Raw genomic sequence first — 26,430 nt, 5'->3', positions numbered from 1 at the left:
CGGCACCGCTGAGCGAACCGGTTCGGCAGAACCGCATCAAAGACACGGAGAACAGCCAAGTGGCCGGGAATCCAAGCTCAGCCTGAGGTGTGTTCCAGCAAAGCCGAGGATTGACCTGCATGGCGCCAGGTTTGATCATCGTTTCGGGCCCAGGGCGGCAACCCGCCCGCTGTCGCGACCGGCAACGGGCCCGGCCGCCCGACGCTCCACTCATCGGTTTCCCGGACAGGAGCACACATGAGCACAAGCAGGACGACCGTGGCGGTTCTCGGCCCGGGCGGCGTCGGCGGCCTGGTCGGCGGGCTGCTCGCCCGTGCCGGACACCGCGTCCTCTGCCTGGCGGGCGAACAGACCGTCGCCGTGCTGCGCCAGGACGGGCTACGCGTCGACAGCAAACAGTACGGGGAGTTCACCGCCGAGGTGGAGTCGGACACCGAGTTGCGCGAGCCGGTGGACGCCGTCTTCGTGACAGTCAAGCAGACCGCGCTCGCCGAGGCGCTCGACCGGATCCCGGCCCAGGTACTCGGTACGGCGGCCGTGATCCCGCTGCTCAACGGCCTCGACCATCTCGCCGTGCTCCGCGAGCGCTTCCCGTCTGCCCGGGTCGTCGCGGGCACCATTCGGGTCGAGGCCACCCGCACGGCACCCGGCCGCATCGCCCACACCAGCCCGTTCGCCGACCTCGAACTCGCCGCCCCCTTGGACGACTTCGTGGAGCTTCTGCGGCAGGCCGGTCTGCGGGTGACCGTACGCGAGGACGAGGGCGTGATGCTCTGGGACAAGCTGGCCTTCCTCGCCCCGTTCGCTCTGCTGACCACCCGCCACCAGGCCGATATCGGTGCCGTCCGTGATCGGCACCGGCCCGAACTGCTCACCGTCCTCGACGAGATCGCGGCCGTAGCCCGCACCGCCGGCGCGCCGGTGACCGCCGAGGGGCTGCTCTCCTTCTTCGACCGCGTCCCCGGGGAGATGAGGTCCTCGATGCAGCGCGACGCCGAGGCAGGCCGTCCGCTCGAACTCGACGCCATCGGCGGAGCCGTCCTGCGCGCCGGAGTCGCCCAAGGCATCGCCATGCCGGCCACCACCCGGCTGGTCGCCGAGGTGGCACAGTCCGCAAAGCGGGCGGCCTGACGGGGCGGTCCGCCTCGGCGCTCAGTGGCGCATTCGCGTGGGGCACTCGTCGTCTCTCAAATCGGACGACGGCAGGGGCGAGCGCCCGCCGGTGGTACCTCGGTTCGCATCGCCCGCCCAGGTCGCGCAGCCAGGCCATCGCCGCGCGGGACTCGCCGACCAGGATCCGTGCGAGGTCGGAGTCCGTGCGCCCGCGCGTCACCCGGACCATGTCGTTCGAAAAGAAAGTCGGCCAGTCCGCTGTGGCTCGTGCGCATGACGTAGGCGGTGAAGCAGGTGTTGTCACCGGGATATCGCCGTGAGGCCTTGTCCATCACGAGGACTCGGGCTCCCTCCTGTCGGGCGGAGTGCGCGGCCCGGAAGTCGGCGTGTCCGCCACCGACGACGCTGGCCCCCAGCGCGCGGCCAGGAGCGCGGGTGCTCCTGATGGCGCGAAGGGGGCCGGCCCGGGAGCACAGACTCCGGACCGGCTGTGTGCGCGGGGCGTCAGCGACGCTGGGCACAGGGCCATGGCCCGCCGGCGCTGCCTTCGAGGCGAGGTCCTCCACGTCCCCGGGTTTCGCGCCGGGCGCGGGTTCGGCATCCGGCAGGGGATCGGTCTGCGCGTCGAGGGCATGGTCGGCCTCGGGAGCCGAGCTGTACGGGATCTCGCCGTTCAGGACCGCCCTGGCGCGCTGCTCGTCGAGTTTCCCCTCCCACTTGGCCACCACCAGGGTGGCGACGCCGTTGCCGACCACGCTGGTCAGGGCGCGGGCCTCGGACATGACGCGGTCGATGCCGAAGATGAGCGCCAGGGCGGCGACGGGGACGTGCGGAACGGCGCTGAGGGTGGCGGACAGAGCGATGAAGCCGGACCCGGTGACGCCGGCGGCGCCCTTGGAGGTGAGCAGCATGACGGCGAGCATCGACAGCTGCTGGGTGAGGCGCAAGGTCGATGCCGAGGGCCTGGGCGAGGAAGACCGAGCCCATGGTCAGGTAGATGGCGGTGCCGTCAAGGTTGAAGGAGTACCCGGCGGGCAGCGTGATGCCGACGACCGGCTTGGCGGCGCCCGCGTGCTGGAGTTTGGCCATCATGCGCGGCAGCACCGGTTCGCTGGACGAGGTGCCCAGGACGATCAGCAGTTCTTCCCTGATGTGGCGGAGGAAGGGCAGCAGGCGCAGGCCGTTGACGCGCATGACCGTGCCGAGGACGACCAGGACGGAGCATGCGCACCGTGGTGGATTCCGGCGTGAGCGGTACCAGTGCGTTGTGGACGGCGTACAGGGCGACCGCGGTCATCTGCGCATTGGTGACGATCGCTGCCCTGGGGACCGGCCGGTACCTGCGCGCGTTCGACCGGAAGCGGGTCGTTGCCGTAGCGACGGCCATGCGCGCCCAACGCCTAGCGCGGCCCGGGACTGCACGACTTCGTGGCCCACGAGCTCAGCGGAATGCCACCCAGGCGCAGACGGGCCAGATGGTGGGAGCGACGGACGCACGCCGGGCGGTAGCGACACTGCGACGCATCGAAGAGGCGGGACCGCGGGCGATGCAGACCCTGGACCGGACCGTGCACATGCCCGACGAAGAGGCGCACGAGGGCCAGGACCAGCAGCCCGCCCTGGCGGAGCGGGCCGCGGTGGTGGCACGGTTTCGTGAGGGAAGCGCCGCACAGGGGGACTGCACCTCGACCCGCGCGTGCGCGCGGTGCCGACGCCGGCCCACCGGATGGTGACAGAAGCCTTGACCGACGTACGGCGACATGCCGCAGACGCGACGTCCGGGCGCAGTCGACGGCGCTGGCCGCTTCTTGCGTAGTCCCGCGCGCAGTTCCACGTACCCGCTACCGCCGGGCGGTACGGCTAACGGGTCTTGCGGGCGCCACCGTTGACATTGATGACCTGGCCCGTGATGTGGCGGGCCGCCGGAGAGGCGAGGAAGGCGACCGCACCGGCGACGTCGGCCGGGCTGCCGGGACGGCCGGTGGCGGTGGCGGCGATCAGGGTGTCTCGGCGTTCGTCGGAGAGGTGGTCGCGGAAGAACTCGGTGTCGGCGATGTAGCCGGGCGAGACCACGTTGGCGGTGATGTCGCGGGGGCCGAGACTGTCGGCGAGACTCAAGTTCCAGGTGGCGAGGCCCGCCTTGGAAGCGCCGTACGAGTCGGCTCCCTGGTCGGCGGCGATGGAGCCGAGGTGTACCACCGCGCCACCCGGGGCTAGGCGGTCGTCGAGGGCCCTGGTGGTGAGGGCGGCGCTGACGAGGTTGGCGTCGAGGTTGGCGCGGAAGTCGCGGGCGTAGGACGCGAGATCGGTCTTGCCGTCGGCGTCGAAGACGATGTTGCCGCCCGCGTTGTTGACCAGTACGTCGATGTGGTCGGGGAGTTCGGCCACGAGCCGCAGGAGGGCCTCCGGGTCGGTGTGGTCGCAGACCAGGGGACGGACGCCGGTTTCGGCAGCGAGTTCGTCGATGGGGCCGGGGCGACGGCCGGTGACGATGACGTTGTCGTTCTGCTCGGCGAAGTGGCGGGCGATGGCGCGGCCGATGCCCGTGCCGCCGCCGGTGACCAGGATGGTGCGTGACATAGGATGAGCTCCAATATTCAGGCCTAAATTTAGGTCTAAACGTAACACGGGAGAAGGTCGGCATGGCAAGTGAACCCCTCACGCCCAAGGGCATGAGCTACCCGACGGACGGTGCGTCCACGTACCCCGTGCAGGACATCGCGGCCGCCTGGGAGCGCGAGCGGCCGGGCACACCCGTCGAGTCGATCGGGATCGTCACGCCCATCTGGCGGCTGGCGAAGCTCCTCGGCGACGACCGGCGGCGCGTCCTCACCCGTGCCGGGGTCGACGCCGCGACCCTCGACCTCCTGAGTGTTCTGCGGCGGAGCGGCGATCCGTACACGCTGAGCACCCGTGAACTCAGCCGGCGCTCACTGGTCACCGCGGGCGCCATCTCCCAGCGCGTCGCCCGCGCCGAGAGCGACGGGCTCGTCACCCGCCGGCCCGGGGAAGGGCGGCCGCGCACGGTCCTGATCTCCCTGACCCAGGCGGGGCATGACCTGATCGAGATCACCGTCGACCAGGTCCTGGGCCGGGAGGCCGAGCTGATCGGTGGCCTGACGGGCGAGCAGCAGCACCAACTCACCGAGCTGCTGCGGATCCTGCTCCAGGACGTCCAGCGCCGGCTCGGCGACGACCGCATCTCCCAAGTCGGCGAGGAGTGAAACCCGACCCCTCGGACAGAGCCAGGTTCTCCTTGTACTGGGCGGCAGTTGTCCTCCGGGCCGGCTGAGACCGTGTCCCACGTGGCGAGGCGGACGCGGTGCTTGTAGCAGCACCAAGACCGCGGCGAGGCCGAGAAAGGCCAGGTACTCGCGGGGTTCGCATCCCGCCGCCCGGCGCCGCGCGCTTCGGCCTGGCGGAGATGAGCAACTCGCCGGTCGGCACCGCCCGTCTCAAGGACGTCGCCGCGCAGGCGATGCTCGGCGGCTGAAACGGGGGAGATCTGGAATCCGGCGGCTGGCGCCGGACGGTCGTCTCCGTCGAGAGCCTCGCACACGCGGAGGCGGAGTTGCTGCGACTGGGCCCGGAGGCGGCAGTGCTCGCGCCGCCGGAGCTTCGGGAGCTTCGGGAGCGCGTCACCGCATCGGCGCGGGCCATGGCGGCGCTTTACGACCGGCCGATCGTGGGCGCGGAAACGGGCTCGGGTGGGTCCGGCGATCCGAGGCAAGTGTCCGGCCGCCGGCGGTCAGGTGGTGAGTCCGGCGTCCCGGGCGAGGAGGGCGGCTTGTACCCGGTTGTGCGGACCACCGGGGCTGTCGCCCCGAGCGGCAGGGCCCTGGCCCACGCCCTGGCTTCTCGGGAGCCGGCTGCGCACCGGTGCCGTGGGGCGCCGCATTCCCGGCGCCGCCTGGCACCGGGCCGAGTCGGTGATGGTCCGTCACGGCGGCCGGGCGGTCTTCTTCACCCGCTTCGTGCCCGTGGTCCGCACCCTCGCCCCGCACTTCGCCGGCGCCACCGGCCTGCCGTACCGCCGGATCGCCCCGTACAGCGCCACGGCCGCGGGTCTGTGGGCCACTGTCGAGGCCGGTGCCGGATACGCCACGACGCCCACCGCCCGACGGGCGCTCTCGCTCGGCGGCCCCGTCCTCCTCGTCGCAGCCGGCGTCCTCGCCGTCGCAGGCGCGGCCACCTGGACGTGGAAGCGCCGCCGCTCCCCACGGCCGCTCTCCGCGTACGAGTGAGGGCGCACCCGGCAGGCACGGCCGAAACCCGGCCGCGGCGGTGGCGGGAGGCCTCCGTCCCACGCCGGAGGCCTGACGACGACTCGCCCTACCGCGCAGCGATCGCCGACGCCCACCAAGGGACTCGGTCGCCGACGTCGTTGGCGGCGAAGAAGTCCCTGACGGCGGCCTTCTCCGCGGCGTCGGGCTGGGTGTTGACGCAGTCCGATCCGCCCCAGGCGCCCGACATCACCTTGGAACAGGGGCTGCCCGGACCCAGGTCGGGAAGCGACAGGATGTGGCCCAGCTCATGGACGACGATGCGAGAGGGCTTGTACAACTGGGCGTCCCCGACTTCGAGGTACACCCAACCCCGCCCCGCGCCCTTGATGTTGACGTGGGACTGGACTCCCTTGGCCGTCTTGTACTCCATGACCCGCAGCGGCGCCGGAGTGTCCTGCTCGACGAACTTGATCGACGGGACGGCCGTGTTCCAGATCTCGATCGCCTCGCGCGCCGCGTCCGTGTAGGAGCCGGCCAGCATGAGGTCGATCGGGATGACCTCAGGGGCGGGGTCGGCCGCGCCTGCAGGAGTACTGACACCCAGCAGGGCACCGGACGCCAGGACCATCGTCGACAACAGGTTCACAGTTCGGGCCATGGAAATGCCTCCATTCGATTGTCACAGGAGGCTAGAGACGCCGGGTGTGGTCCTCAACGCGACTTCAGGCCGGTTGATTCGAGGAAATGGCCGGTAGATGACCTTCGCCTTGCAGGGCACGGCGACGTCCCCGCGTGGTGGCCGGCGACGAGCCGTTCCTCTCGTACGGGATGTGTCGTCCCGTGCGGTGCTACGGCGAGGTGGCCGGGTACGGGGATCGGAGCACGAGCAGGGTGATCTCGCTGGGGGCGAAGACGCGGAACGGCGGGCCCCAGAAGCCGGTGCCGCGGCTGGTGTAGAGGAGGGTGCGGGCGCCGTGGCGGCTGAGGCCGGCGAGGGCCGGCTGGTCGATGCGGACCAGGTGGTGGAAGGGCCAGATCTGACCGCCGTGGGTATGGCCGGAGAGCTGGAGGTCGACGCCGGCGGCTGCCGCCCGGTCGACGAACTTGGGCTGGTGTGCCAGGAGCAGGACGGGCAGGTCGGGGTCGGCGCCGTTCAACGCCCCGGCGAGATGGGCGCGGTGGCCCGCCAGGCCGGAGGACTCGGCGGTGACGTCGTCCACGCCGGCGACCACGAGGGTGTCGCCGCCGCGTTCGAGCAGCAGATGGCGATTGCGCAGCGGCTCCCAGCCCAGCTCGTCCATCAGGTCGACCCAGCCTTGCGCCTCGCTGTAGTACTCGTGGTTGCCGGTGACGTACACCCGGGCCCGGGTGGCCCGCACGGTGCCGAGAGGGGTGGCCTGCGCACGGCGGCGCTCGGCCGTGCCGTCCGCGATGTCGCCGGTGTGGCAGACCAGATCGGCTTCCAGAGCGTTCACGGTCTCGCACACCCTCGCCGACCAGCGAGCGCGATCGAGCGGGCCGTAGTGGGTGTCGGTGATGAGGACGACACGGGTCCCGTCCAACCCCGCGCCCAGCCGCGGGAGTCGCACGTCGAGTCGGCGCACGCGCGGCACACGGCGGGCCTCGGCGTACCCCCAGCCGAGCAGTACGGCGGTTGTGCCGAGGACGGCCCAGGTGACGATCCGGGCGCGGTCCTGGCTCTCGCCGACGCCGGCCATGGTCAGGGCGAGCCGCAACAGGACGCCGAACAGAACGGACCAGGTGAACAGGATCCAGCTGGTGCCCAGGAGTGTGTCACCGATGATCGCCGCCCGGTCCTGCTGGCGCCGGCCGTGGCCGCGTGCCATCGCGAGCGGCATACCGATGAGGCCGAGGACGAACAGGGCGGTGCCGGCCAGCGTGAGGGGCAGCGGCCAGTGCTGGCCGGCGTGCAGGAGCACCCAGCAGGGCACGGCCCACAGCAGGACGGGGGCGATGAGGGGGAGGTAACGCATCAGGCGGTGCAGGCGGCTCGGCCGCGGCGCTTGCGTCTCACCCTCGGCGGGCCGGGTGTCGCTGGTGTCGGTCACGTTTCCCCTCCCGGCCCGTGCTGCCGTCTCGCGCACTGTATCCGGTCGCCTTCGAGCCGGCCGGACCGGCGTTCACGGGAGCGGCCTCCTTAAGATCAACGACTCCGCGGCCGACCCCAGTGAACCACATCCGCTCCGTCGCGCAGCAGCGCGGGCTCAGCCCGGGGAACGGGGGCATCCAGGACGGTCCCGATGCCGTGATCACGGTCGCCACGTCATGATCATTTGCTCAGGTCGGCCCAATGACAGGGCGATTCCTGCGGCTACGCTGACCGGGGCGGTCGACAGTGCGCCAGACCGGGGGAAACCGTGAACCGACCACTGCTCTTCCTCGACGTGGACGGGCCGCTCAACCCGTATGCGGCCAAGCCGGAGAGGCGGCCCGACGGCTACACCACACTCCGAGTTCCCTGGGGCGGCGCCGATGAGGGGGACAGGGGGTTGTCGTCCCGGCGACGTCCCCTGCGGGTCTGGCTCAACCCGGAGCACGGACGATCCCTGCTCCGGCTCGGCTTCGAGCTGTGCTGGGCCACCACATGGATGGACGACGCCAACCGGTGGATCGCACCGGTGCTCGGCCTTCCGGAACTGTCCTTCGTCGACTTCGGTGACGTCTTGCTGCGAGAACGCCCTGACGGAGTTCACTGGAAGACCGGTCCGCTGGTGGACTACGCGGGCGGCCGTCCTTTCGCCTGGGTGGACGACGAACAGAGCGAGCTGGATCAGACGTACGTGACCGCCCACCATCGAGGGGCCGGGATTCTGTACCACGTCAACCCTCGGGTCGGTCTACGGGAGAACGACTTCCACACACTCGCGGACTTCGCTCGTTCCCTGGGTACTCAAGGAGGCGCCGGCGGAGTCGCTGACGGCTCTCCAGTGGCTCCGTGCCCGGAGCAGTGATCATCTCTATGGCCCGACTGGACGCCGAAGCGGTCGGTGGCGCGGTCCAGATCGCGTGGCCGGAACGGTAGGCGACCGGCGATCGCTCGCGTGTGTAGGCCCCGTGCCGTCAGCCGAGGGCGTCGAGCAACTGGCGCTCGCGCTGTGCGCTGAGGCCCGCGCGCCTTTCCCGGAGCAGACCCTGCTCGCGTTCCCAGCGCAGGGTGTCGGCCAGCATCTCTGCCGGGGGCCGGTGACGGAGCCCCGCGGCGCGCGCCGCGGATCCGTCTCGGGCCGACCATCCTTCCCAGCCCGGCTCGACCAGCCACATCGCCAGCGATTCGGACCCCATGTACTGAACCACGCCGTTGGCGAGCAGCCACGCCGAGTCGGCGGCGATCACCGGCCCGGTGTGCCCGCCGGCGGCGCGGGACAGTTCGATCCACTCCTCGAACGGAACGACCGGACCGACGGCGTTGAATGTGCCGGTGGTTCCCGTCTCGGCGGAGTCGAGCAGCCAGGAGGTGAGGTCCCGCACGTCGACCACCTGGGTGGGCGCGGCCGGTGTGTCGGGGACCAGCATCGGCCCTCGCGGATCGCGTGCGGCGCGGGCGACCCAGTAGCCGGTGCGCCCGCTGTGATCGCCCGGGCCGCCGATGAGCCCGGCGCGTGCGATGAGGAGGCGGTCGCCGACAGCGGCCGTCGACGCCTGCTCGCAGGCGACCTTCGCCTCGCCGTACAACTCGCGGTCGACCTCGCTTCGGTCGGTCGGGGCGAGCAGGGCCGCGGACTCGTCTGTTCCCGGCGTGGCGTGGGAGGCGTAGGCGTTGCCGGACGAGACGTACACCCAGTGCCCGGCCTTGTCGCCCAGCGCGTCGAGCGCTCCTCGAACGAAGCCGGGCTGCCATGACACCTCGACGACCGCGTCCCACACCCGGTCGAGCAGGGGCGCGTACGCCGACGGGTCGCGCCGGTCGGCGGCGGCCAGTGTCGCTCCGTCCGCGACCTCTCCGCTCTCGCCTCGCGCGAGGCAGGTCACCCGATGGCCGCGTTCGATCGCCTGCCGCGACAACTCTCGGGCCACCCATGCCGTTCCGCCCAGAACCAGGATCTCCATCCCGACACACAAGCACCGCAATCCCCGCCCGGCCAGACGGATTCGCTGACAGCAGACGGTCAGCCGTCAGACCCGGCACGGCACCGGCCACTTCCGTCCCTGAACCGCTTGCCGTCGGCGATACCGCAGTACCGTGTTCAGTCTCAGAGGCGGCGCGCGAGGTGGAGCAGATCCGCCAGGCGCAGCACCCGTCCGTCGAATCCCGGGAGGGGGACATGGAGCGGCTGGGTCCAGCGGGCGGGGATTGCGTCCAGCCCGTAGTACGCCCCCGCGAGGCCTCCGGTCACCGCGGCGACGGTGTCCGTGTCACCGCCGAGGTCGATCGCCGCGCGTATCGCGTCTTCGAAGCTGTTGGTGGTGCGCAGCGCCCAGACGGCGGAGCCCAGACAGGGCCAGACGGCACCGTTGAACTCGGTCGCCTGATCGGGGTGCCAGTCGGGTTCGAGGACCTTGCTGTATCGGCCGCGGTGGTCGGGGTGGACAAGAGCCAGGACCTCGGGGAGCGCGGCGAGGGGGTCGGTGTCCGCGAAGGTGACGCGGATGAGTTCGTGGAAGATCGCGGTGCCCTCCCAGGCCGCGCGATCGCCGTGGGTGAGGGCGGCGATGCGCCGGGCCGCGTTCATGGTGGCTTCCTGGCCGGCGGGCGCGAAGTGGACCGCGGAGGTCGATGCCCGCATCAAGGAGCCGTTTCCCGCTGCTCGTTGGTTGACCTGGAAATGAATCGCGGCGGCGAGGTCCCAGGACATGCCGTTGGTCAGGACGTCCTCGGTCTGCAGGCCGATGTCCTTCGGGTCTGATGTCGCCCACCGCTGGAAGCGGGCGAAGATGTCCGGCAGATCCAGCCCGCCCCGCTCCAGCAGCGACTCCGCGACCAGGACGGCCATCTGCGTGTCGTCCGTCGCCTCGCCGGCGTCCCAGCCACCGCCTCCGCACATCTCGCCACCGGCGCCGGGCGCGGGAAACCGTGCGGTGAACGCTCCCTGGGGACCGAACTCGAAGGGCGCGCCCAGGGCGTCGCCCACCGCTGCGCCGACGACCGCGCCGGCAGCCCGCTGTATCCGCTCCATCCTCGCAGGCTATCCGTGCCGTGTCGGCGGCTCCTCGGCCAGGACCAGCGGGCAGCTCAGGGCATGGCCTAAGGGCTGTCCCGTGATCCCTGGCGTGCGTGCGACGACAGCTACGGCACCTCGCCGCGTTGTCGGAACGTCCGCATACATCCAGTATGCGGATGTCCCTCCGCGTTGCGATGCACCGCACCTGACGCCGCACGCTGATCCACCAGGGACCACGGGACAGCCCTTAGCCCGAACCGTCGCCGGGCTTCGTGACGTAACCGAGCGCGCGAGAACCTGCCCCCGGTCACCGCGGCTGGTAGGCGGTGGCCAGCACGGAGATGGTGACCTGATCGGGCAGGACGGTGCCGTTGAGGTCGGCGCTCACATGGCGTGCGTTCGGTGTCATCTCGACCAGGTTCAGGGCATCCCGCCCGGTCAAGGTCGCGGCGTACTCCACCTGTTCGGTGACGGCGGCCTCGAAGTAGGGGTCCAGGGTCCGGTGCAGGCGCTGTTCCTTGGCCGGGTCGATCGTGACCGTCGCGGGTAGCCGGCCGCGCAGTTCGGCCAGGTGACGATCGGTGGGGCGGACCACGATCAGCCGGCCGGTCGGGCGCAGTACGCGGTGGAACTCGGCCGGGTTGCGCGGAGCGAACACGTTCAGCACGACGTCGGCCACCGCGTCGGCCAGCGGGAAGGGGCGGAAGACGTCCCAGGCCGCGGCGGCCGCTCGGTCGTGGGCCCGGGCGGCCGAGCGCAGTGCGCCCGCCGATGTGTCCAGGCCCAGACCGCGGGCGCCGGGCAGCCGGTCGAGGACGCCGGCCAGGTAGTAGCCCGTGCCGCAGCCCACGTCCACCACCGTGGCCCGCTCTCCCGTGGCGTCGGCCGCCAGGCGGGCCCCGACCCGGCGGATGGGGGCGTAGGCGCCGGTCGACAGGAACCGGCAGCGGGCCTGGACCATGGCCGCATCGTCGCCGCTGGTGGCGCGGGCACCCGTCAGCAGTCCGGCGTAGCCGTGGCGGGCGATGTCGAAGGTGTGGCCCACCGGGCAGCGCAGTGCGCCTCGATCGGGGTGCAGCCGGCGTGTGCGGCACGTCGGGCAGCGCAGCAGGTCGAGGGAGAGTTCCAGGGCAGGGGGAAGTGAGACTGGCACGAGGCACTCCTGGCAAGGATGAAGGAAGGGGACCGTGCCTGCGTGTGCGCTCGGACCGTCACTGCCGCAGGAAGCGACAAGCGGTGGGGACATGGCTCATGCGCCAGGCACGCCGGGGAGGGCGACGCCGTCCGGCCTCGCCCTCAGCGTCTCCCGATCAGAGGAAGCAGCAGTGCGGGGTGCTCATGAATGCCATGTCGTGAGACTACAAGCATGGGTGAAGCCCCATCTACCGCATGAGAGTTGAGAGAGCCGCATGGCTGACGACTGCTTCGGGCATCCACGACTCGCCGCGATCTACGATCCCCTCGACCCCGACCGCGGCGACCTCGATGCCTACCTCCGAATGGCGGAAGACTTCGGGGCGCGCCGCGTTCTCGACATCGGCTGCGGCACAGGGGTGTTCGCCCTTCTCCTGGCCGACCGCGGGATCGAGGTCGTCGGCGTCGACCCCGCCCAGGCCTCCGTCGACGTCGCCCGGGCCAAGGCGGGCGCCGGGCGAGTGCGCTGGATCTGTGGTGACGCGAGCGGCCTCCCGCCCCTGCGGGTCGACCTCGCGACGATGACAGCCAACGTCGCCCAGGCCATCGTCGACCCGCGCGTCTGGCGGGAAACATTGCGGGGGGCTTACGAAGCGCTGAGGCCGGGCGGGCGCCTCGTCTTCGAGACCCGTGATCCGGCCAGACGCGCCTGGGAGGAGTGGACCCACGAGAACTCCTACCGGGTGACGGAGATTCCTGGCGTCGGCCCGGTCGAGACCTGGATCCGACTGATCGAGGTGAGCGGGCAGTTGGTGACCTTCCGCTGGACCTACGTCTTCGAGGCGGACGGGCAGGTGCTGACGTCGGACTCGACCCTGCGCTTTCGTGAGCGCGAGGAAGTCGAGTCTGATCTGATCGCTCACGGCTTCTCGGTGCAAGAGGTCCGCGATGCGCCTGACCGGCCGGGCAAGGAGTTCGTGTTCCTCGCACGACGCCCTTGATCCACGCTCACGCATCGCTCCGGAGGCCGCCTCACCGCCCCTCTCGGCGAGGGCTAGGAACGCGCGCCACCGCCCTGATGGGTCAGGCGGAAGGCGCCCGGGGTGACGCCGGTGTGGCGGGTGAAGAACTTGCCGAAGTTGGTGGGTTCGGGGAAGCCGAGGCGGCGGGCGACGGCCGCCACCGGTTCGTCCGTGTGGGCGAGCAGGCGTTGGGCCTCCAGGGCGACGCGGCCGTCGATGACATGTTTGACGGGCTGTCCGGTGGCGGCCGCGCAGGCACGGGTGAGGGTCTTCACGGTGTATCCGAGGCGGTGGGCGTAGTCGGCGGCGCGGCGGGTGGCGGCGTAGGAGCGTTCCAACTCGGCGCGGAAACGGGCGTACACCTCGCCGCCGGCCTGCGGGTCGCCGCCGCCGTCCGGGCGGGGCAGCCGGTCGACCTGCAACAGCACGGTGGCCAGCAGGAGTTGGAGGATCTCCGCCGACACGGTCTGCCGCGGGCGGGCGTACTCGGCCCGCAACTGGCCCAGCAGCGTGGTCAGTACGGCGTACTCGGGGCGCGCGTCCAGTTGCCAGTGGGAGGGGCCGTACCGCTCGTCGACCAGCCGGTCGGCGCTGCTGGTGTGGGGCGGGAAGGCCGGTGTGAACAGCAGATGCGTGCCGTTCGCGGTGCCCGGCCGGGTGAAACTCTGCACCTGGCCCGGGCGGATCCAGGTCAGCGTTCCGGGGCGGCAGGGATAGGTCACGAAGTCGACGGAGTGTTCTCCCTCGCCCTCGGTGACGAGGGTGAGGGTGTGGAAGTCGACCCGGTGCACGAGGTCGGGCCGTCTGCGCCGGCGGCGGCGCCGCTCGTGCAGGGTCGCCAGGTCGATGATCTCGAAACCGGGGACGTGCTCCTCGGGCGGATTGAAGCCGAGCCGAAGGATCGGGCCCTCCTCGGGCGCAGCGGTCCCGTCCTCAGGGTTCGCGGGAAGCATCAGGCTCTCCGATTGTCCTCGATTCACCATAGCCTGTCTCCAGCCTATCTCGCCTGCCTGCGGGTTCACCGGTGAGAGTGGAGGACATCGGGCGGCGAAGGGCCGCTCTCACCACAAGGAGCACCTCATGAACGGCATGGTCACGGTCCTCGACAAGGGCGCTGTCCGCATCCACAGCTACATGTCTCCGGCCGACACTTTCCACACCACCACCCAGCTCATCGAGACGTCGGCGCGGCTCGTGGCGATCGACGCCCAGCTGCTTCCGGCCTACGCCGACGAGGTGGTCGCCTACGCGAAGGGTCTCGGCAAGCCGCTGGACCGGCTGATCGTCACCCACGCCCACCCCGACCACTACAACGGCGCCGCCCGCTTCGGCGTCCCCGTGCACGCCCTGCCCCAGGTGCGCGAGCAGATCATCGCGCGCGGCGACAGCCGGCTGCCCACCGGTCAGGTCATCCCTCTCGCCGACTTCGTCCCGAGCGTGGAGCTCACCCCGGTCACCGAGATCATCGACGGCGTCCCCTTCGTCTTCGAGGCCGTCTCCGGCGGCGAGGCCGCCGACGAACTCCTCGTCGGCCTGCCCGACCAGGGCGTCCTGGTCGCCCAGGACCTCGTCTACAACGACGTCCACCTCTACCTCGGGAACAACGACATCGCCGGCTGGGAGCGTGCTCTCGACCTGCTGGCCGCCCGGTCCGGTTACGACACGATCCTCGCCGGCCACGGTCTGCCCACCGGCCCGGAGATCTACGCGGACGTACGCCGCTACCTCGCCGACGCCCGCGAACTGCTCGGCGACGACGGCGAGGCCTACAAGAAGGCGATCGTGGAGCGCTACCCGTCGCTCGTCGGCCCGTTCATCATCGACATCGCCAACCGCTCCCTCTTTCCCGCAGCCCTCTGAGCCTCAGCCTCCGTCCCCGTGACGTGGCCACCCTGAGCCTCAGCCTCCGTCCCCGTGACGTGGCCACCCTGAGCCCCAGCCCCTGTCGCCGGCCCCGCGGCACCCCCGACGGCAGGGCATCCCCCCACCACCCCGTTCCAGGAGAACCGCCCATGCACGCCCGCTCCTCCCTCACCGTTCTGGCCACCGCGCTCGCCCTGCTGGGCGCGACAGCGACCGCCACCGCGGCCACCGAGCCCCTCTCCCGCCCCCGGGTCGCCGCCCGCTTCGACCTGGCCGGCGGGCGACAGCCCGAGAACATCACCGTGGGCCGTGACGGATCCGCCTTCCTGACCTTCTCCTTCGCCCGGCAGATCGTCCGGGTCGCCCCCGACGGCCGGACGCACGTCCTGGCCACCCTGCCGGCCCCGGCGCAGGCCCGAACTCCCAACCTGGGCAAGGCGTTCGTCGGCGGAATCGCCCGCGCCCACGACGGCACCCTCTACGTCACCTACGCCACCGGCACCGCCGACCTCACCGGCGTCTGGGCCGTGCGTCCCGGCGGCCGCCCGCATCGCGTCGCCGCTCTCCCCGCCGACGGCCTGCCCAACGGCCTCGCCCTCGACCGGCGCACCCACCGCCTCTACGTCACCGACTCCGTCCACGGCGTCGTCTACCGGGTCCCGGCGAGCGGCGGCAGGGCCTCCGTGTGGGCCGAGGGCGACGCGCTCAGGCCCAGCTCCTTCGCCGGCGCGAACGGGCTGAAGCTCCATGGCGGGGCGGTCTGGGTCACCAACCTCGACAAGGGCACCGTCCTGCGCATCCCGGTCACCGCGCGCGGCACGGCCGGCGGGATCGAGGTCCGCGCGACCGGCATGCCGTCGATCGACGACTTCGCCTTCACCGGCCGCGGCGACACCCTGCTCGCCGCCCGCGACGACGACGAGGTCGACCTCGTCCGCCCCGACGGCACCCACACCGCCGTCCTCACCGCGGCCGACGGCCTGCGGACCCCCACCTCCGTCGCGGTCCGGGGAGACACGGTCTACGTCCCCAGCGCCGCCTACCTCACCGGCGAGGGACCCAACCTCCTCACCGCCCGCCTCGACCGCTGACACGGCGGCCTTCCGGCCCGGGGACGCTCCGCTCCGACCCCGCTGGTGTGGGCGAAGCGACCTCAGGTGTTATTCAATGAGGTGTGCGGTCAGGGATCTCGGGGCCTGTCGCACGGACCCGAGTACGGCCCCGGCGCTGCCGCCGGGGAATGCCTGAGAGAGCCGTATGGACTCCACACCCTCTCCCTCGTCCTCTTCGGCGTTCGACCTGGTCAGCAGCGCCCTGGGGCGCTACATCCCGCGCGGCGGGGCGGCAGCGGCCGTCGGCCCCGTCGATGCGCAGGGCGACCGCGCGAACCGCCGTCGTGGGTCCGACGGTCCGACGGGCGGCCGGCAGGACCAGATTCTCGGCGCGGTCAACATGGACAGGGACCTGAGGATCACCCGCTGCAACCTGGAGGCCCCCGTCTTCGCGGGACTGGAGGCCGTGGCCGGGAGTCCCTTCGTCGCTCTCCTGCCGCCCGGGGACGTGCCGACGGTCACCCGGCGGCTGCGGCAGGTCCTGGAGACGGGGGAGGCGCACGTCGCCCGGATCCAGCGCCTGCGGCGCGGTGACGGGTCGGAGCTCGTGGTCTCGATGAGCATCCTGCCCGCCGCGCTGCCGCAGGAGGGCCTGACCGTCTCCCTGATCGCCATGGCCCGGCGGCTGCACCTGTACGCCGCCGAGACCGCGATCGGCACCTCGCTGGACATCGGCGAGACCGCGCAGTCGCTGGCGCAGTCCCTGCTGGCCTGGGGGGACGTGGCCGCCGTCGACCTCGACTTCACCGTGTGGACGGGCGAGGGCGTCACCGGGCAGAGACAGGGGCGCATCCGGCTGCGGCGGGCGGCCCTGGTGCCGGACCGGGTGTGGCCCGAGGGCTATGTGACGGCGGGCGACGATCTGCCCGGCGACGCGAGCCGGCTGCTGGCGCAGGCGGTACGGCGGGACGACGCCCCGCAGACCATCGTCATACCCGACCGGGAGGCGGTCGAGCGGGTCCTCGGCAGTCCACGCGTCGTGCGTGCCCTGGTCCCCGGCGACCGGTCGGCGGCCGTGGCGTGCGTACCGCTGGTCCTGGACAGCGAGCCGCCCGTCGTCCTGGGCGTGGCGGAGGTCTGGCGGCGGGCGGACGCGCCCTTCCACGACAGCGAGCTGTTCGACCTTCAGGAACTGGTCGCCAGGACCGCCCATCACGTCGACCTCGCCCGCCAGCACCAGCGCGAGCACACCCAGGTGCTGGCCCTGCAACGCCGGCTCCTGCCCCGGAGCGGCGGCGACACCGTCGAGATCGCCAGCGTCTACCAGCCCGCCACCCCCGACAGCGCGGGAGTCGGCGGCGACTGGGTCAACAGCTTCCCGCTGCCGGACGGCCGTACCGCGCTGGTCGTCGGTGACGTCGTCGGGCACGGCCTGGGAGCCGCGGCGACCATGGGCCAGCTGAGCATGGAGGCCCGCGCGCTGCTGTCCGCGGGGCTCGCGCCCGACGAGGTGCTGGAGCACCTGGACGAGACAGTGACGCTGCTGGACGACACCGAGTCCGGGCTGACGGCCGGCTACAGCGCCCTGGGCTCGACCTGCTGCATCGCCCTGTACGACCCGGTCAGCCACCAGGTGGCGCTGTCCAGCGCCGGTCACCTCCCCCCGGTCCTGATCACTCCGGACGGGCAGGCGGGCCCGCTCCCGGTGCGGCCCCACCCCGGCCTGGGCGCCGAGTTCGCGCTCCGCGAGCCGTTCCACGTGCACACCTTCGGCGCACCTCCGGGTTCCCTGCTCGCCCTCTTCACCGACGGTCTGGTGGAGGACCGTGCCGTGTCGATCGACGAGGGCATCGCCAGGCTCACGGACGCCGTGTCGGCGGTGCATCCCTGGGACTCCCTGCAGCAGGCCGCACGCCACGTCGTCGCCTCACTGGCGCCCGCGCGGCAGCGCGACGACGTGACCCTGCTGCTCGCGCGGATGATCGGCTACCGCAAGGAGGACACCGCGACCTGGCGGCTGCCCGCCCGCTACGACGCCCCCGCACACGCACGCGCACAGGTCTCCGCGCTGCTGCGGGCCTGGCGCACCAGGGACGACACCCGGGACGACGTGCTGCTCCTGGTCAGCGAACTGGTCACCAACGCGGTCCGGTTCGCCGCCGGTCCCGTCACGGTACGGCTGATCAGGGCCGGTCACGGCCTGCTGTGCGAGGTGGGCGACACCGGCAACGGCAGGCCGGGGCTGGGCGGGGGCGGCCTCCTGGACGACGGTGGCCGCGGCCTGCACGTCGTGCACCGGCTCACCAACCGGTGGGGGGTTCGCTGGACGGACACCGGCAAGGTGGTCTGGGCGGAAGTCACGAGGTGACGCGCCCGCGGGAGGAGGCCGCGGTCGGCGTGGCGGGGTGCTGCGGGCGGCGCTACAGCCACTCGCCTTCCAGGGCGGTGGCGGTGAGGCCCGGCGCCGCCGCGTACAGGACGGCGCGGCTGCCCGGCTTCTGCCCGGCGTCGTGCGCCCGCCGCATGATGTCGAAGACGGCGGCGCCTCCCCGGTTGCCGCTCGTGTAGCTGTCCCGGCTGTGGTCCAGCAGCCCCGACGGCCAGGCGTCGGGCATGGTCTGCTCCATGTACTCCAGCACCCGGGTCCCGCCCGGGTGTGCGAGCAGCACGTCGGGGTGCCAGGAGTCGGGGTCGTCCTGGTACCGCAGGCGCAGCCACTCCCACATCGCGGTGACCGTCTCCTGCACGGCGCGCGGTCCTCGCCGGTCCATCACGAAGTGGGTGCCGTCCGCCCGCGTCTCCAGGCGGTGCAGGTCCGCGGTGCCGGGCAGGGTGTGGTGCCAGGCGGCGTCCAGCCGCAGCACCGACTCGCGTCTGGAGCGGCCCGTGACCACCGCGGCGACCGCGGTGTCCGCGAACAGCAAACGGACGATCAGGGACTCGAGGGTGTCGTCCGCGGGCTGGTAGGTCGTGCTCAGCGCCTCCGAGATCACGACCAGGACCACCCGGTCGGGGTCCGCGGCCACGAGGTCGGCGGCGAGCGCCAGCGAGCGGGTGCCCGCGATGCAGGCCCACTGCGTGGCCGGCAGCAGCATCACGTCGTCGCGGAGGTCGAGCCGGTTGGCCAGCGCGATGTCCAGTCCGGGCAGCGCCGGGGTGGTGGAGTGACTGGTGATCAGGCAGTCGACGTCCGCGGCGTCCAGCCCGGCGATCTGCAGGGCCCCGCGCGCCGCACGCTCCCCGTAGGACCGCACGGCCTCCCAGGCCGGCGCGGTGCGCTCCTGGACGGTCTGCGGCGCGGGGGCCGCCTCGAGCGCGGCGATCACGCGGTCCACGTCCTGCCGGGTGAACCCGCCGTTCGCCAGGGCCTCTTGGGCCGACCCGATGTCCGTGCCCCGAAGGGCTCCGCCCGCGCCCGGTGCGACGGCGGCCTCCAGCGGGAGCATCCAGCCGCGGGTCTCGATGCCGGTGCTCGCCGCGATGCCGTCGATGCGCGGCTCCCAGGCCGCGTGCGGATGGCGGTCGCGCACCTCCGCGACGATCTGGCTGGTCCGCACGGCGTGCTCGCCGTGTATCACGGCGGGAGGACAGAGGTAAGCGGCCATGGTGGGGCACCTTTCCAGGGGGAACCTGCGGGAATGTCGCGAGTGCTGTGGGATGGGTCACTTCGGGGTTTCGCGCGCAAGGGGTCGCCGGCGAACTCCACTTGAGGAGCCGCCATCTGCTTTCGAGCATGGACCGTAAAGGGACATTTCCGCTGTGATGCAGACAACTTAGGCAGGCTCCCGCTGTGTGACGCGGCACACATCAGCGGAAGCGCTTGCCGTGACTCGTAGTTGACCTGCCGTCAGCCGCGGCGGCCGCGGGCCTCGCTGTCCCCTCTTCTCCGGCCGCGGTCTCCTCGCCGATGACGCCGAGGGAGCCCTGCGCTGAACTTCCGGCCCCACCTGGGGTAGTGTCCCCACCGATTTCAGCTACCGACCGAACGTGTGTCGGTACAGGGCGTGCGGGAGGGGCGGCGACACGATGGCATCAGGGGTGGGCGAGGGCGGGCCCGTGGACCTGGATCACGCACGGTTGGAGGCGTTGAGCCCTGAACCCCTGCTGACCCGGGACTACGAGACCCGCCCGTCGCTCGTGTACGAGCGGCTCAGGCAGCGGCACGGCCCGGTCGCGCCGGTCGACCTGCTCGGCGTGCCCGCCTGGCTGGTCATCGGCTACCGCGAGGCGCTCCAGGTGCTCCAGGACGACGACGCCTGGCCCAAGGGGCTGGAGAACTGGCGGGCCCGCACCCAGGGCGAGGTGCCGGCCGACTGGCCGCTGGGACCGTCCCTGGAGGTCAACCACATCCTCATCCAGGGCGGGCCCGGCTACCGGCCGCTGCGCACGGCCTGGGACGCGGCCCTCAAGCCCTTCCAGGACCCGCGCAACGCCCAGGCGAAGCGACTGAAGGCGGCCGTCACCGCCTACGCCGACGATCTGATCACCCTCGTCGGACAGGCGGGCGGCACCGGCCTCGCGGACCTGTCCGCCCAGTTCTCCCGCCCCCTGCCGCTGATGGTGGCCAGCCATCTGCTCGGCTTCCCCGGGTCGCAGGGCGACGACGCCCTGATGGACATGTGGCGGGTGCTGGACGCCGGCCCGGACGCCGAACCCGCCCTGGAGCGGCTGCTGGCGACGCTGACCGAACTGGCCGCCGCCAAGCTGGAGAAGCCCGGGGACGACTTCCCCTCCTATCTGCTGGCCGCCCACCCCGAGTTGTCCCTGGACGCACTTGCCCGCGAGCTGTTCATGCTGCTGGGCATGACCTCGGACCACGTCGGCATCCTCATCTCCAACACGGTCGTCGAGGTCATCTCGGGCGAGGGCGGAGTACGCGCCAGCCTCTCCGCCGGGATGGTCAGGGAGTCCATGAACAGGGTGGTCATGCGCAAGCCGCCCCTGGTCAATTTCGTACCGCGCTTCGCGGCGAAGGACACCCCGCTCGGCAACTACACGATCCGCGCGGGCGATCCGGTGTGGGTCTCCTCCGCCGCCGCGCACGCAGACCCGCTCTTCGCCGACGGCATGGCCGCCAGCACCACGGTCAGCACCCGGGCGCACCTGTCCTGGGGTGCGGGTCAGCGCCAGTGTCCGGCCCGCGAACTCGCCTCGACGGTCGCCGCGGTCGGAGTGGGCAGGCTCTTCGAGCGGTTCTCATACCTGGACTTGGCGCTCCCCGCGGACCAACTGCCCTGGCGGTCATCGCCGTTCATGCGGGGCCTGCGCTCGCTCCCCGTGCGGTACGAGCTGGTCCCGCAGTCGGTGGCGCCGCCCGTACGGGACCCGGCGTCCGGTGCGGACTCCGACGCCGAGTCGGCGGCGCAGCCCACCGGGACGATGAGCGCGGACCCGTCGGCCAGGCAGCGCTCCTCCCTGTGGCGCTACCTGACAGGCCTGATCCGCACGGGTCGCTGACCGGCGGGAGCTTCCCCGCGCCGAGAGCGTCCGGTCGGAAGCGTCGACCGGGTTCGCACTCCCGGCTCATGACGGCCTGTCATGCCTCACCCCGTGAGCAGGCGGCGCGGGTTGGCGACGCGGAACGCGTACGCCGCCGCGCCGCCCAGGCCGAAGCCGGGATGGCGGGGCGGGCTCGCGTACGGCCGGTCAGAGCCCTGGACGACGGCGTCCACGCCGAGCGCGCGGACGACCGCGTCGACGCCCGTCGGACCGTACGACGACGTCTCGACGTACACGTCCGGGTCCGCGTCGACGAGGCTGCCGTCGCCCCGGGCGGCGAAGCGCTCGCCGTGCAGCGGTGCCAGCCCCGCCAGCAGCGCGAAGCACACCCGCAGCCGCGGATGACGTGGCCTGCCGAAGGCGCGGAAGGCGAACCAGGCGGCGTGCATCTGCTGGACGTAGGGGACCATCGCGGGCCACCAGGTCGGCCCCTCGGACCCGCCGGCCGCGGGCCCCGGATGCACGAACAGCGGGAGGCCGCGCTCTTCGAGCAGGTCGAGCAGTGGGGCGCAGCGCGCGTGACCGGCCGCGTCGGCGAGGGCGTTCGCCGGGAGCTGGAGACCGGCGAAGCCCTGGTCGAGGACGGCGGACGTCGCCCCCGCGTCGACGTCCCTCACGCCCGCGGCGGCCCACGCCCCGAACGGTTCCGGCAGCGCGGCCGCGTCCTCGTGGTAGGCGTCGAGGAGCGGCCGCGCCTGATCCGCGGGCAGCCACTCGACGCCGAGCGGGCAGGACAGCGACACCAGCGCACGGCCGAGCCCGTCGCCGGCGGCCAGCTCGGCGCGCCGGGCCACGTCGTGGTCGTCGGGAGAGACCCGGTAGGGCGCCTCCCCGGCGAGGTGCAGGGTCCAGCCGTCGAGGAACGGCGGCTCGTCACGGGCCCGCAGCGCCGCCACGAAGGCCGCGCCCCACAGATGCTGGTGTACGTCGACGCTGGTCAAGACGCTCCTTCCGCAACGGCGCGCAGCGCACCGTGGACGTCGTCAGCCACCAGGATGTCCCAGCCGCCCCCCTCCCCGTCCACCAGGGCCGGTCCTGGGCCGACTCCCGTCAACCGCCGATCTCCACCACCCGCGCCCACGCGGGCGGCCCGTCCGGGACGTGGTCGGGGTCGTCCTCGTCCCAGGAGCCGGCCGACAGCGGCCGGGGGAACAGGCCCACCACCGTCCGGCACGGCGGCTGTGCGCTCGGCCAGGGGGTCTGGCCGTCGGTCAGGACGACGATGACGTCCGGGCGGGCCTGGGCCCGCAGTGCCCTCGCGAACCCCGAGCGCAGGTCCGTTCCGCCACCGCCCACCAGCGGGATCCCCTCACCCTGGCACAACGGGTGCACGACCCGGGCCGAGGCGTCGCACGAGAGGACGGAGACCAGGTCACGACGGCCGCCCACGGCACGGGAGATCGCCGCGACCTCCAGAAGCGCGCTGCCCAGTTCGGAGTCGCTGACCGACCCCGAGGTGTCGATGATCACGGAGACCCGGGGCGGACGCCGCCTCAGGCTCGGCAGGACCGCGCCGGGCAGGGCGGCGGAGCGGCGCGCGGGCCGTCCGTAGGAGTAGTCCTCGCCCGCACCCGGGGCGGATGCCGCCGAGCGGACGGCCGCGCCCAGCAACTGCCGCCACGGCTGCGGCGGATGGAACGCCTCCTCGGCCCACCGCCGCCACCCCCGGGGCGCGGAACCGGGACGTCCGGTGATGCCCTGCGCCACCCGGAAGCGCACCGCGTCCCGCTGCTGCTCGCTCAGGCCGTGCGCCCCGTCCGGACCGAGCTCCCAGCCCCGTTCGCGCCCGTCGGCGCCACTACCGCAGTCCAGCCACGCCAGGTCCTGGAGGCGCGGCCCGAGGCGGAACATGCGCAGGTAGTCCTCCATCAGCTGCCCGGCAGGCAGCCCCAGCGACTCGGGCAGCGCGGCGCCCTCGGGCCGGAGCAGTCCCTCGCCGAACACGTCGTCGTTGATCTCGAAGTCCGCGGCGATGTTCATCCGCAGGCGTTCGGCCGGGCCGGTCAGCCCGCGCTGCCGCGCGATCCGGTCACTACGCCCGTGGTGGTCGCGCAGCAGGTGCGACACCTCGTGCACCCACACCCCGGCCAGTTCCTCCACGGGCGTGCGGTCCACGAACGCGGGTGAGACATAGCACCGCCAGTGCCGGTCGACGGCCATCGTCGGCACCTGCCGGGACTCCACCGTGTGCAGCGCGAACAGGGCCGTGGCCAGGTAGGGACGCACCCGGGCGGCGTGCAGACGGGCGGCGAAGAGCTTGTCGAGGTCGAGGTCTCCCGGTGGGTCCGGCGTATCCGCGCCTCCCTGTGCCGCCGCGTCCACCGTGCCGCCCGCACGTTCGCCGGGCGTGGCCGCGTTCACCGTCCTGCCTTGGCGGCCGCCGCGGCGCGGGTCGTCGTGCGGATCGCCGCCTGGTCCGCGCGCCGGGACATGGTCACCACCCCGGCGAGCCGTTCGATCGACTCGGGGACGTTCCAGTCCCCTTGGCGCAGGGACGCCAGAGTGGTCGCCGGGACGACGACGAGGTCCGGGGCGCCCGTCTCCACCGCCCGCACGAGCAAAGCCCACGCCGCGTCCCAGCGCTCCTTGTCCGGACGTCGCCGCACGGCGTCCACCACGCCGTCGAGCGCGGCCTGCCGCAGATCGCCCCGCTCGGGCAGCTCGGCGCCCGCCGGATCGGCGAGCAGCGTCTCGGGGTCGGGAAGGTCCATCCGGTCCAGGCTCGCCAGCAGCTCCAGCCCCGGACCGTCCCCCACGGCGCCCCGCACCAGCAGGGACAGGACCTCCCGCGAAGAGCCTGCCGCGGTCGCGAAGGCGACCAGGGTCATCGCCATCTCCCAGCTCCGGGGCGACGGCCAGGCGCCGCCCCGCCGGGTCTCGCTGCTGGGCAGCCGGTGCACCAGGGTCGGGCGGGTGGCCAGCAGCCCGCACACCGCGCGCCGTGCGAAGTCCACGGCGTCCGCCAGCTTCCCGGGGTCCAGACGGGGCAGGGTCGCCCGGGGCCAGGTCCCGCCGAGCCCGCGCACCACCACCTCCGGGTCGTGGGCCCACTGCACATGAACGAAACGGTTGGCCAGCGGCGCGCTGAGCTCCCATCCGTCGGCCGCCGAGGACCGGGGGTTGGCGGCGGCCACGATCCTCACCCCGGGCGGCAGCCGCAGCGCGCCGATCCGGCGTTCGAGCACCAGCCGCAACAGGGCGGCCTGGACAGCGGGCGGGGCGGTGGACAGCTCGTCCAGGAACAGCAGCCCCTTGCCGGCCCGTACGAGCCGTACGGCCCAGTCCGGCGGGGCCATCGGGACGCCCTGTTCCGCGGGATCGTCCCCGATGACGGGCAGTCCCGAGAAGTCGGACGGCTCGTGCACACTCGCGATCACCGTGGTCAACGGCAGCTCCAGGGAAGCGGCGAGCTGGGTGAGGGCGGCCGTCTTGCCGATTCCCGGCTCCCCCCACAGGAGCACGGGGAGGTCGGCCGCCACGGCGAGTGTCAGGGCTTCCAGCTGGTCGTCGGGGCGCGGTTCGGTTCCGGTGTCACGCAGCAGACTCAACAGCGTTTCCGAGACGTCGAGTTGAGACGCCTCGGCAGTCGTGGAGATGCTGCCGGAGGGCATGGCGAACGAGGTGCGTGTGGGCATGGGGGATCACCTTCGGGTTTCTCGGGGAGCGGTGGCAGTGAAATGACGTCAAGTCACAGCAGGTCTGGTGATGAGGAGTTGATGGAGCGATCAGTCATCGCGCCAATGATCGGGGCGAGTCAGTAGAAGGCGCGGCCGTGCGGGTGTGAACGGCCGTGCCGTGAACGGGAGTTGCGCTGACGGCGATCGCCTCGACCCGCGTCGCGGAAGCGGGCCGCCTCGGGGTCGGAGAGGCCCGCCCGGTACAGCCCGTAGGTGATCCGCCGCTGGGCTGCGTCCTCCAGGGCGTCCCGCAAGGGGCCGCCGCGCACCACCGCGTCCGGGCCGAGCAGACCCTCCACAACGGCCAGCGCGCCGGCGATGTCACCGTGGTCCAGCCGTTCGCGGACGCCGGTGAGGCAGTCCGGGCGGCGGTGCGCCTCGTCGACGGCCTGGAGACAGGGGAGCGGAGTGCCGGTCAGCGCGACCAGCAGCTCCTCGCGCCTGAGCTCGTCCGGGTCGTGGTCGAGCGGGGCCAGCGCCCCGTCGACGAGACCGATCCGGTGCGTGGCGCCCCGGCACTCCACGAGCCGTGGCGCGCCCGTACGGTCCGGCGAGGGGCGCGGCTCGGCCGGCGGCGTGTGGCCCGGCGCCAGCGCCGCGGCGACCAGCGGGTGCAGCCGGTCCGCCTCGATCACACCGGCGCGCAGCAGCTCCAGATCCGGGTGTTCCCAGGTCGCCGCCTCGGGCAGGACCGGCAGCCCGGAGCCGGCGGCGCCCTTGGGCGCGGCGGTGATCCGCGGCATGGGAGGCCCGCCGCCGCCCGGCAGCAGCTCAAGGAGCAGCTGCTGCCGAGCCCCGGACCGTACGACGACAGCGCCGGCGCCGTCGCTCCGCCCCTCCGCGTGCAGCAGGATCCGCGCCTCGTCGGCCCACCGGCGGACAGCCCGACGACGTTCGTGCGGGAGACCGGCAAGAGCCGGGGCGCCCCACGGATCGGGATGAGGTGGGAGCTCAGGGGTGCCGGGCGGGCAGGGGGGCACCCCCAGGAGCTCAGGGTCGGGCGGTAGCCCGCCAGGGCCGGTCTCCGGCCGGTCCGCCCCCGAGCGCGCCCGCAGTTCGTCCGTCCTGCGCGCGTCCCACAGGTGACGGTGCAGATCGAGGCGGTGACGCCGATGCGGACGAGGTCGCGGATGGCGGCCGGCGTCGGCCGTGTGACCGGTTCCGTCCCACAGCGCGAGGCTGATCCGCTGACCGGCGTCCGCCCAGGCCGGCGGCGTACGCGCCACGAGGTGCAGCGGGCGAGGGCTGCCGCGTCCTGCGCCGTCGTCGACGTCGTAGCGCGCCAGGGTGAGGGTCAGGCCGGGGCGCAGCAGCCCGTCGGGAGCGATCCGGGGCATGTGCCAGCGCAGCAGATCCGGCGCCAGGTGCCGCAGGTCGGCCCGAAGGCGGGCGGTGAGTTCCCGGCCGTGTGTGCGTTCCACGGCGCGGAGTCGGAGATCGACGTCGACGCGGGCCGCGGCGCACGCGCCCGCCCAGTCCCCGGCGTGGCGCCGGGCGGTGGCGGTGTCGATCATGGAGGGCGGCACGGCGAACTCGCGCACGCGCAGCCAGAACGAAAGGCGGGGATCCCCGTTCGCGGTCGAAGTGAGCATCAGCGCTCACCTTCCGCGGACGGGACCCCCGATCTGCTGACGGAGTGAGTGGTCATCGCCGGCGAGCGTAGCGCCCGTCCGCTCGACCTGTCACTCGATTAACGTCCGGGCGTCCGGGCCCGGTTGGTGTCC

22 protein-coding genes and 1 pseudogene are annotated in these 26,430 nt (G+C 72.5%); 10 read left to right on the top strand and 13 right to left on the bottom strand.

The window, feature by feature from the left end; all coding sequences use genetic code 11:
- The first annotated feature begins 237 nt into the window (after positions 1-237).
- Positions 238-1,131: a ketopantoate reductase family protein gene (locus tag ACIRS4_RS03610; RefSeq protein WP_404189347.1), complete on the top strand. Its 894-nt coding sequence runs from the start codon at positions 238-240 to the stop codon at positions 1,129-1,131.
- A 491-nt stretch (positions 1,132-1,622) separates the two neighbouring features.
- Here ACIRS4_RS03610 and ACIRS4_RS03605 read toward each other — a convergent pair.
- Positions 1,623-2,331: pseudogene (locus ACIRS4_RS03605) on the bottom strand (cation:dicarboxylate symporter family transporter); the annotation flags it as partial.
- Positions 2,332-2,660: 329 nt separating this feature from the next.
- Between ACIRS4_RS03605 and ACIRS4_RS03600 the strand changes: the two are divergent.
- On the top strand, positions 2,661-2,846 hold the full coding sequence (locus ACIRS4_RS03600) for a hypothetical protein (RefSeq protein ID WP_404189344.1): 186 nt from the start codon (positions 2,661-2,663) through the stop codon (positions 2,844-2,846).
- Between the two features lie 127 nt (positions 2,847-2,973).
- On the opposite strand, the gene ACIRS4_RS03595 is transcribed toward ACIRS4_RS03600, so the two are convergent.
- Positions 2,974-3,693, bottom strand: a complete 720-nt coding sequence (locus tag ACIRS4_RS03595; RefSeq protein WP_404189341.1) for an SDR family NAD(P)-dependent oxidoreductase — start codon at positions 3,691-3,693, stop codon at positions 2,974-2,976.
- A 92-nt stretch (positions 3,694-3,785) separates the two neighbouring features.
- On the opposite strand from ACIRS4_RS03595, the gene ACIRS4_RS03590 reads away from it, so the two are divergent.
- Positions 3,786-4,337: a MarR family winged helix-turn-helix transcriptional regulator gene (locus tag ACIRS4_RS03590; protein ID WP_404189803.1), complete on the top strand. Its 552-nt coding sequence runs from the start codon at positions 3,786-3,788 to the stop codon at positions 4,335-4,337.
- Between the two features lie 483 nt (positions 4,338-4,820).
- Positions 4,821-5,357: a DedA family protein gene (locus tag ACIRS4_RS03585; protein WP_404189338.1), complete on the top strand. Its 537-nt coding sequence runs from the start codon at positions 4,821-4,823 to the stop codon at positions 5,355-5,357.
- A gap of 88 nt (positions 5,358-5,445) precedes the next feature.
- Here ACIRS4_RS03585 and ACIRS4_RS03580 read toward each other — a convergent pair whose 3' ends face one another.
- Positions 5,446-5,997 carry a snapalysin family zinc-dependent metalloprotease gene (locus ACIRS4_RS03580; RefSeq protein ID WP_404189335.1) on the bottom strand — a complete coding sequence of 184 codons (552 nt, stop codon included), beginning with the start codon at positions 5,995-5,997 and terminating at the stop codon, positions 5,446-5,448.
- Positions 5,998-6,187: 190 nt separating this feature from the next.
- The gene (locus tag ACIRS4_RS03575; protein ID WP_404189331.1) at positions 6,188-7,408 is read right to left on the bottom strand and encodes a metallophosphoesterase; all 1,221 of its coding nucleotides are present in this window, start codon (positions 7,406-7,408) and stop codon (positions 6,188-6,190) included.
- Positions 7,409-7,717: 309 nt separating this feature from the next.
- Here ACIRS4_RS03575 and ACIRS4_RS03570 point away from each other — a divergent pair, with 309 nt between their 5' ends.
- A complete protein-coding gene (locus ACIRS4_RS03570; RefSeq protein WP_404189328.1) occupies positions 7,718-8,311 on the top strand; it encodes a hypothetical protein in 594 nt (197 codons plus the stop codon).
- A 109-nt stretch (positions 8,312-8,420) separates the two neighbouring features.
- On the opposite strand, the gene ACIRS4_RS03565 is transcribed toward ACIRS4_RS03570, so the two are convergent.
- From ACIRS4_RS03565 to ACIRS4_RS03555, 3 genes are all read right to left on the bottom strand, one after another.
- Complete coding sequence (locus tag ACIRS4_RS03565; RefSeq protein WP_404189325.1) at positions 8,421-9,407, bottom strand: oxidoreductase; 987 nt, start codon at positions 9,405-9,407, stop codon at positions 8,421-8,423.
- A 143-nt stretch (positions 9,408-9,550) separates the two neighbouring features.
- Positions 9,551-10,474 (bottom strand): ADP-ribosylglycohydrolase family protein, encoded by a 924-nt coding sequence (locus tag ACIRS4_RS03560; RefSeq protein ID WP_404189322.1) that lies wholly within the window; start codon positions 10,472-10,474, stop codon positions 9,551-9,553.
- A gap of 292 nt (positions 10,475-10,766) precedes the next feature.
- Positions 10,767-11,612: a methyltransferase domain-containing protein gene (locus ACIRS4_RS03555; protein WP_404189319.1), complete on the bottom strand. Its 846-nt coding sequence runs from the start codon at positions 11,610-11,612 to the stop codon at positions 10,767-10,769.
- 256 nt (positions 11,613-11,868) lie between these two features.
- On the opposite strand from ACIRS4_RS03555, the gene ACIRS4_RS03550 reads away from it, so the two are divergent.
- Entirely contained in the window at positions 11,869-12,594 is a 726-nt protein-coding gene (locus ACIRS4_RS03550) for a class I SAM-dependent methyltransferase (protein ID WP_404189317.1), read from the top strand.
- 53 nt (positions 12,595-12,647) lie between these two features.
- On the opposite strand, the gene ACIRS4_RS03545 is transcribed toward ACIRS4_RS03550, so the two are convergent.
- Positions 12,648-13,568, bottom strand: a complete 921-nt coding sequence (locus ACIRS4_RS03545; RefSeq protein WP_404189314.1) for an AraC family transcriptional regulator — start codon at positions 13,566-13,568, stop codon at positions 12,648-12,650.
- A 127-nt stretch (positions 13,569-13,695) separates the two neighbouring features.
- Here ACIRS4_RS03545 and ACIRS4_RS03540 point away from each other — a divergent pair, with 127 nt between their 5' ends.
- The 3 genes from ACIRS4_RS03540 (at position 13,696) to ACIRS4_RS03530 (ending at position 17,898) form a co-directional block, all read left to right on the top strand.
- Positions 13,696-14,475: an MBL fold metallo-hydrolase gene (locus ACIRS4_RS03540; protein ID WP_404189311.1), complete on the top strand. Its 780-nt coding sequence runs from the start codon at positions 13,696-13,698 to the stop codon at positions 14,473-14,475.
- Between the two features lie 152 nt (positions 14,476-14,627).
- The gene (locus ACIRS4_RS03535) at positions 14,628-15,569 is read left to right on the top strand and encodes an SMP-30/gluconolactonase/LRE family protein (protein ID WP_404189308.1); all 942 of its coding nucleotides are present in this window, start codon (positions 14,628-14,630) and stop codon (positions 15,567-15,569) included.
- A gap of 166 nt (positions 15,570-15,735) precedes the next feature.
- Positions 15,736-17,898, top strand: coding sequence for a SpoIIE family protein phosphatase (locus tag ACIRS4_RS03530; RefSeq protein ID WP_404189304.1), 2,163 nt, complete (start codon positions 15,736-15,738; stop codon positions 17,896-17,898).
- A gap of 52 nt (positions 17,899-17,950) precedes the next feature.
- Here the strand turns inward: ACIRS4_RS03530 and ACIRS4_RS03525 are convergent, their stop codons facing one another.
- Positions 17,951-19,135 (bottom strand): type III polyketide synthase, encoded by a 1,185-nt coding sequence (locus ACIRS4_RS03525; protein WP_404189302.1) that lies wholly within the window; start codon positions 19,133-19,135, stop codon positions 17,951-17,953.
- A 421-nt stretch (positions 19,136-19,556) separates the two neighbouring features.
- On the opposite strand from ACIRS4_RS03525, the gene ACIRS4_RS03520 reads away from it, so the two are divergent.
- Positions 19,557-20,987, top strand: coding sequence for a cytochrome P450 (locus tag ACIRS4_RS03520; RefSeq protein WP_404189299.1), 1,431 nt, complete (start codon positions 19,557-19,559; stop codon positions 20,985-20,987).
- Positions 20,988-21,073: 86 nt separating this feature from the next.
- On the opposite strand, the gene ACIRS4_RS03515 is transcribed toward ACIRS4_RS03520, so the two are convergent.
- From ACIRS4_RS03515 to ACIRS4_RS03500, 4 genes are all read right to left on the bottom strand, one after another.
- On the bottom strand, positions 21,074-21,970 hold the full coding sequence (locus tag ACIRS4_RS03515) for an amidohydrolase family protein (RefSeq protein WP_404189296.1): 897 nt from the start codon (positions 21,968-21,970) through the stop codon (positions 21,074-21,076).
- 109 nt (positions 21,971-22,079) lie between these two features.
- Positions 22,080-23,351, bottom strand: a complete 1,272-nt coding sequence (locus ACIRS4_RS03510; RefSeq protein ID WP_404189801.1) for a VWA-like domain-containing protein — start codon at positions 23,349-23,351, stop codon at positions 22,080-22,082.
- Positions 23,352-23,386: 35 nt separating this feature from the next.
- Positions 23,387-24,664: an AAA family ATPase gene (locus ACIRS4_RS03505; protein WP_404189293.1), complete on the bottom strand. Its 1,278-nt coding sequence runs from the start codon at positions 24,662-24,664 to the stop codon at positions 23,387-23,389.
- 119 nt (positions 24,665-24,783) lie between these two features.
- Complete coding sequence (locus ACIRS4_RS03500; RefSeq protein WP_404189290.1) at positions 24,784-26,298, bottom strand: hypothetical protein; 1,515 nt, start codon at positions 26,296-26,298, stop codon at positions 24,784-24,786.
- Positions 26,299-26,430 lie beyond the last annotated feature (132 nt).

Source organism: Streptomyces sp. NPDC101166, from assembly GCF_044768125.1.
Lineage (GTDB): Bacteria > Actinomycetota > Actinomycetes > Streptomycetales > Streptomycetaceae > Streptomyces.
This window is presented reverse-complemented; position numbering and strand designations above follow the sequence as displayed.

What these genes read in the sequence shown, in the direction of transcription:
- ACIRS4_RS03610 (WP_404189347.1), top strand. Translation starts at nt 238, where the DNA reads ATGAGCACAAGCAGGACGACCGTGGCGGTTCTCGGCCCGGGCGGCGTC.
- ACIRS4_RS03600 (WP_404189344.1), top strand. Translation starts at nt 2,661, where the DNA reads ATGCAGACCCTGGACCGGACCGTGCACATGCCCGACGAAGAGGCGCAC.
- ACIRS4_RS03595 (WP_404189341.1), bottom strand. Translation starts at nt 3,693, where the DNA reads ATGTCACGCACCATCCTGGTCACCGGCGGCGGCACGGGCATCGGCCGC.
- ACIRS4_RS03590 (WP_404189803.1), top strand. Translation starts at nt 3,786, where the DNA reads ATGAGCTACCCGACGGACGGTGCGTCCACGTACCCCGTGCAGGACATC.
- ACIRS4_RS03580 (WP_404189335.1), bottom strand. Translation starts at nt 5,997, where the DNA reads ATGGCCCGAACTGTGAACCTGTTGTCGACGATGGTCCTGGCGTCCGGT.
- ACIRS4_RS03565 (WP_404189325.1), bottom strand. Translation starts at nt 9,407, where the DNA reads ATGGAGATCCTGGTTCTGGGCGGAACGGCATGGGTGGCCCGAGAGTTG.
- ACIRS4_RS03560 (WP_404189322.1), bottom strand. Translation starts at nt 10,474, where the DNA reads ATGGAGCGGATACAGCGGGCTGCCGGCGCGGTCGTCGGCGCAGCGGTG.
- ACIRS4_RS03550 (WP_404189317.1), top strand. Translation starts at nt 11,869, where the DNA reads ATGGCTGACGACTGCTTCGGGCATCCACGACTCGCCGCGATCTACGAT.
- ACIRS4_RS03545 (WP_404189314.1), bottom strand. Translation starts at nt 13,568, where the DNA reads ATGCTTCCCGCGAACCCTGAGGACGGGACCGCTGCGCCCGAGGAGGGC.
- ACIRS4_RS03540 (WP_404189311.1), top strand. Translation starts at nt 13,696, where the DNA reads ATGAACGGCATGGTCACGGTCCTCGACAAGGGCGCTGTCCGCATCCAC.
- ACIRS4_RS03535 (WP_404189308.1), top strand. Translation starts at nt 14,628, where the DNA reads ATGCACGCCCGCTCCTCCCTCACCGTTCTGGCCACCGCGCTCGCCCTG.
- ACIRS4_RS03530 (WP_404189304.1), top strand. Translation starts at nt 15,736, where the DNA reads ATGGACTCCACACCCTCTCCCTCGTCCTCTTCGGCGTTCGACCTGGTC.
- ACIRS4_RS03525 (WP_404189302.1), bottom strand. Translation starts at nt 19,135, where the DNA reads ATGGCCGCTTACCTCTGTCCTCCCGCCGTGATACACGGCGAGCACGCC.
- ACIRS4_RS03520 (WP_404189299.1), top strand. Translation starts at nt 19,557, where the DNA reads ATGGCATCAGGGGTGGGCGAGGGCGGGCCCGTGGACCTGGATCACGCA.
- ACIRS4_RS03505 (WP_404189293.1), bottom strand. Translation starts at nt 24,664, where the DNA reads ATGCCCACACGCACCTCGTTCGCCATGCCCTCCGGCAGCATCTCCACG.
- ACIRS4_RS03500 (WP_404189290.1), bottom strand. Translation starts at nt 26,298, where the DNA reads ATGCTCACTTCGACCGCGAACGGGGATCCCCGCCTTTCGTTCTGGCTG.